Source organism: Bacillus glycinifermentans (assembly GCF_001042475.2).
Classification (GTDB): domain Bacteria; phylum Bacillota; class Bacilli; order Bacillales; family Bacillaceae; genus Bacillus; species Bacillus glycinifermentans.
In genome coordinates this window covers 1-4,909 of sequence record NZ_LECW02000042.1, presented here as the reverse complement: position 1 = coordinate 4,909, position 4,909 = coordinate 1, and the positions used below count along the sequence as shown (strand labels likewise).

Genomic DNA, 4,909 nt, shown 5'->3' with positions numbered 1-4,909 from the left:
TGCGTAAACAAGGCCGGAAACCCGAAGGCGTTCAGCAAAGCGGAAGCGATGCGGCTATGGAAGACGCTACAGGAACAGCGGCGCGAAGAAACCTTGCGGAAGATGGTCGAGAATACGCCGGAAAACTACTGGCTGATTACAGACGAAGCGCAGCTCAACGATTTACTTGCGTTACTTGCTGACGAAGAAGAGATCGTATTCGACGTCGAGACGACGGGCACAGACGTATGGAACGACTACATTGTCGGCCATGTATTGACGGCTATTAAAGCGGACATCCACGCGTATATCCCAACGAAACATAAGACGGATCATCCGCAATTAGATAACGACTTTGTCGTCGAAAAGCTGCGGCCGTTTTACGAAGATGAATCGATCGGAAAGCTCGCCCATAACGCAAAGTTCGATATTCACATGCTGGACCGCGAAGGAATCACATTGCGGGGCCTTACGTGGGACACACAGGAAGCGATGCGGCTGCTTAACGAAAATGAACCGTCCTTTGCGCTGAAGAACCTCGTCACGAAATATCTACGGATTAAATCGGACACATACGAAGACTTATTCGGAAAGATCGGATTCGATGAAGTGAGTGATCTAAGAATTGCGCTTGCTTATGCGGCAAAAGACGGTGATGTGACGAGGAAGCTCCGCGATTTCCAACGCGAACACCTGAAGAAGTTTCCGGATATCCTTCGCTACTATGAGACGGTAGAAGTTCCGTTAATCACCGTCGTACAGAAGCTCGAGTCAACCGGATTCGACATCGACCTAGATTTCGCGGAGGAATACGGTAAGGAGATCAAATCGGAAATCGATCGTTTGTATGCGGAGATTATCGACGAGTTGGGCGACATCAACATTAACTCGCCGGCGCAATTAAAGCCAGCGTTAGAAGAAGCGACCGGAGAAAAACTCGACTCAACCGACGCAAAGAAAGTTCTGAAACCTCTCGCTAGCAAACATCCGATCATTAAGAAGCTGCTCGAGTATAAGGAGAAGTTCAAACTGTACTCAACGTACATCAACGCTTTGCCGGAATTAATCGACAAGAGGACTGGAAAACTCTATACGAATTTTAATCAGAACGGCGCAAAGACTGGCCGGTTCTCTTCCGGTGGAACAGGCGTCAACCTACAGAATCAACCGAAGGAAGCCCGGAAAATGTTCGTAGCTCCTAAAGGATACGCGATTTTAGGCGGAGACTGGAGTCAGCAAGAATACCGATGCCTGGCGTACTTCTCGCAAGATCCGAAGCTAGTCGATAACTACTTGCAAGGGGACGATCTATACGCCTCAATCGCTTCAGAAGTTTTCAATAAGCCGATCGAAGAGTGCGGCGACGGATCAGTCTACCGGAAACAGGCTAAGGTCATCATGCTTGCGGTTGCTTACGGGGGTGGCGCGAACATGCTCAAGGACGCTATCGGAATATCGAAGAAAGAGGCGCAGAAGTTCCTCGACAACTTCTTCGAAAGGTTTCCGGTCGTCAAAAAGTGGGTCGAAACGAATCAAGCTTTCGTTAAGAAGCACGGATATGTTTGGATGGATCGCGGCCAACGTAAAAGACGGTTGCCGGACGCGAAGGACCGTAACGCCAAAGGGCATTATTCGGCCGTTTATACGCAGTCAACTAACGCAAGAGTCCAGGGGTCCGCAGCGATTCAGACAAAAGCGACGATGATTGCGCTTCAAGAGTTGTGCGATAGGAAGACGGCTGAAGGACGCGGAGAATGGCGGATATGGTGCGTGGTTCATGATGAAGCGCTGCTTTTAGTACCGGACACCATCACGCGAGAAGACGTGAAAGACTTCGAGGATGTCATGCTGAACACGTACGTTTTCGGAAACATTCCGAACAAGACTGATATCGAGATCTGCCGCAGATGGGGAAACGGAATGAAAATCGACGAGTTCTTCACCGGAAAAGTATTGCGTGAAGAATACGGAAAAGAGTCGGATTATACACGCCAATTACAAGTTGTCAGTGAAGGCTGGCAAGGAAGCTGAAAGGGGACGATTAATTGACGAACACAAACGGAAGATCAGCCGCAAATTCACTGCGGGCACACATAAAAGAACCGACCACATACGCGCAGCAGATTGCGGACGAATTGGTCGAATATCTGAACGAATGGCACTCGCTGCCGGAGACGTGGGATAACGCCCTGGACGCGCAGATTCATAAATGGTACGCCAACGCTCCGAAAGTATTTCCGAAGAAACCGTATTTCTCACCGTCATCTGCTAACGCTTGCCCGCGCGAGCTATACCATAAAGCGATCGGATCTCCGAGGGACGAAACGAAGAAGCCTCCGTACCAAGGACGGTGGACTCGAATCGGTACAGCGATCGGGGACGTAATCCAGCGCGACATTCTCTTTATGGAAAAACACTTCGAGAAGAAGACCGGCCGCCCCTGTCCGTTTAGCTTCGAAAAGAACGAAGACGGCACGCCAATGTTCGAGGATTTCGCGAAAAAGAATCATCCGGTCACACATCGTGGCTACTCGTTCAATCTGTACGGAACGTGCGATGGCATCATGCGCTACGTAACGGAAGACGGCGAAGTGATGCGCGTCGGCCTCGAGATTAAATCGAAGCAGACTACCGCTGCAAAGACGTCCCTTCATTCGATGCGTCAGCCGGAAGAAAAGCACGTCAAGCAATGTGTCGCCTACGGCCCGATGTACGGCGTCGACCTATACGTCATCCTTTATGTGAACGCGGCTAAGAAATCGTGGGTGTATCCGGAAGGAGAATTCGAAAAGTCGCCGGATATGCGGGCGTTCGGCATCGAAATTACGGAGGAAGACGTCGAGCAGCTATTCGATAGATTCGTAGAGATCCGAAAATCTGTCGAAGAGGGAACGCCTTTACCGTTGGATCTGAACGGCTGGACGTTTAACGGATACAAGACGGCTATTGCGAAGTCGCTGACGGACGAAGAACTGTCGGAGCTTCGTGCAAAAGTGTCGCAGGTACGGAGATCGAACGTATACGAATCTACGAAACGGCAGTACGTTGAGGCGCTCGAATTTATCGAAAGAGTACGCAAAGGGGAGGCGGTTTGATGGCGGGAAAGATTAAAGTTTACTACTGTAGCGCGTGTGATGCTGAAGTTAAAAATCCGTACTTTCTGCGACATCATTGCGGAAATGACCTCAAATTAATGGAACGTGAGAAAAAACGTGAGACAGGTCGTTTTGAAGTGGTCGATTGGTTTTCTACGAGATCAAGCGCTGGTCTAGTTATCGAAGATAAATCGCAAGATATTAGGTGCGAGATTTTCATGAGCGATCTGTTTAAGTACCTAGAAGGCGTAAATCTTGGCGAAATCACCTTAGAGGAGACGAAAAAAGGGTCCGCCTATTCATGGAAGGTCGTAGAATGACTAGCGCCAAGCCTATCCGGGTCCTCGGCCTTGACCTTTCGTTAACATCGCCGGGATTCGCAATCATCGAAGCAAAGGGCGGAAAAGCTCGCCTCATAAAATCCGCCCACTTTAAAACGTCCGCATCAACCGATCAGCCATTGCGCTACGAAGAGATCGAAGCGTTTACGCTACTGTTTGTTCGCGACAACCAACCGTTCGATGTGATCGTTCGGGAGATTTGGCCGCCGAGCCGCAACTATGCGCAGAACAATAAGATTCACGGAACCTGGTCGTCAGTTGAGCGGGCGCTACACCGATACGGATACGATATCGACGTCCATGTGACGCCGGCTAACGTTAAGAAAACAGTCACCGGAAACGGAAACGCAAAGAAGCCGCAAGTTGCCGAGAGCGTTCGGGAATGGCTCGGTTTGTCGGCCGACCACAAATTCGCAACAGACGATCATAGCGATGCCTGTGCGGTGGCGCTTACGTATCTGATTCGCGAGAAGATTATTAAACCGAAGGAGTGAGTCGAATGGATAAAGCGATGGAGTATATCGATAAGCTGGCGGCAAAGCTCGGAGTGGCTGCCGAACATGTTTACGGAGTTCTCGTAAAGCAGGCATTCGCAACCGGTGTGACTGATTCGATTATCGGGTTCGTTTTTCTAATGATCGCAGTTATTGCGGGAGTCATAATTACGAAGATGACTATAAAGATGTATGGGGAGCGGCATTGTAATTGGGATTACGAATGGTTTTTCGTGGCTCTTACTTTCGGTCTGTCAGTGGTTCTTCCGGGAGGGTTCGGTATTTACGCGATCACCGAAGGAATCAAAGGACTAATCAATCCGGAATACTACGCGATCAAAGAAATCCTCGACACGATCGGAGGGAAGTGATCGAATGTTTAAGCAGCGACTTATCGAAGCGTTAGCGATCGTTGCAATAATCATTCTGAGTGTCACGGGAGGAGTTATCGGGTATTTAGCCACTAATTTTCTGCTCGCGATTCCGGTTATTGGTGCGATTGTTTGGGTCGTTTTAAGTATCGTAGCAGTTTTCATAGTAGCGCTAATTATCTGCGGCAGTGCTGTCCGTCTACACGACGCCTATCGCGAACACAAACGCGTTAAAAAGGACGCAGAGGAGGAAACTCGATGACCTACGAATGCTACGGCGTACCGGCCACACAGTTACGGCAGTCCTTGCGATGGCTTGACGAACAACTTATCGATGTTGATTACGTAATTAGTCGGCACGATACGAAGCTGAGCGAATTGAAAAACGAGCGTGACCGGATTCTGGCGAGAAAAGACGAAATAGAGGCGGAATTAAAACGGAAGGAGTCGATCGGATGACGTTGCTATTCCTAATCTTTGCGCACTTACTTGCGGACTATCCGTTTCAGGGAGATTTCTTGGCGAATATGAAAGGTAAGAACGTTATCGTGCTTCTTTCTCACGCCGGAATTTGGGCCGGAACAATATCGATCGCAGCGTATTTGTCGGGGATTCAAATAACTTACGTT

General features: G+C 49.3%; 8 protein-coding genes. All 8 read left to right on the top strand.

The genetic code is table 11. The features are described 5' to 3' along the window. Window positions 1-2,010, top strand: a 2,010-nt coding sequence (locus tag AB447_RS19315; RefSeq protein ID WP_057957716.1) for a DNA polymerase, incomplete at its 5' end; no start/stop codon positions are given. A gap of 14 nt (window positions 2,011-2,024) precedes the next feature. Beyond that, complete coding sequence (locus AB447_RS19310; RefSeq protein ID WP_057957715.1) at window positions 2,025-3,074, top strand: hypothetical protein; 1,050 nt, start codon at window positions 2,025-2,027, stop codon at window positions 3,072-3,074. Then, a complete protein-coding gene (locus AB447_RS19305; protein WP_048356262.1) occupies window positions 3,074-3,394 on the top strand; it encodes a hypothetical protein in 321 nt (106 codons plus the stop codon). The genes AB447_RS19310 and AB447_RS19305 overlap by 1 nt, the downstream gene beginning before the upstream one ends. Further along, a complete protein-coding gene (locus tag AB447_RS19300) occupies window positions 3,391-3,909 on the top strand; it encodes a crossover junction endodeoxyribonuclease RuvC (RefSeq protein WP_048356261.1) in 519 nt (172 codons plus the stop codon). Before AB447_RS19305 ends, AB447_RS19300 begins: the two co-directional genes overlap by 4 nt. Window positions 3,910-3,914: 5 nt before the next feature. Next, a complete protein-coding gene (locus AB447_RS19295) occupies window positions 3,915-4,280 on the top strand; it encodes a hypothetical protein (RefSeq protein ID WP_048356260.1) in 366 nt (121 codons plus the stop codon). Between the two features lie 4 nt (window positions 4,281-4,284). Then, complete coding sequence (locus AB447_RS19290; protein ID WP_048356259.1) at window positions 4,285-4,542, top strand: hypothetical protein; 258 nt, start codon at window positions 4,285-4,287, stop codon at window positions 4,540-4,542. Next, entirely contained in the window at window positions 4,539-4,739 is a 201-nt protein-coding gene (locus AB447_RS19285; RefSeq protein ID WP_057957714.1) for a hypothetical protein, read from the top strand. Before AB447_RS19290 ends, AB447_RS19285 begins: the two co-directional genes overlap by 4 nt. Further along, window positions 4,736-4,909 (top strand): DUF3307 domain-containing protein (locus tag AB447_RS25465; protein ID WP_156416006.1); only part of this gene is annotated, 174 nt, incomplete at its 3' end. The genes AB447_RS19285 and AB447_RS25465, both read left to right, overlap by 4 nt.

Bases quoted from the DNA above. Each gene is read 5' to 3' on its own strand.
- AB447_RS19305 (WP_048356262.1), top strand. From the start codon at position 3,074: ATGGCGGGAAAGATTAAAGTTTACTACTGTAGCGCGTGTGATGCTGAA.
- AB447_RS19300 (WP_048356261.1), top strand. From the start codon at position 3,391: ATGACTAGCGCCAAGCCTATCCGGGTCCTCGGCCTTGACCTTTCGTTA.
- AB447_RS19295 (WP_048356260.1), top strand. From the start codon at position 3,915: ATGGATAAAGCGATGGAGTATATCGATAAGCTGGCGGCAAAGCTCGGA.
- AB447_RS19290 (WP_048356259.1), top strand. From the start codon at position 4,285: ATGTTTAAGCAGCGACTTATCGAAGCGTTAGCGATCGTTGCAATAATC.
- AB447_RS19285 (WP_057957714.1), top strand. From the start codon at position 4,539: ATGACCTACGAATGCTACGGCGTACCGGCCACACAGTTACGGCAGTCC.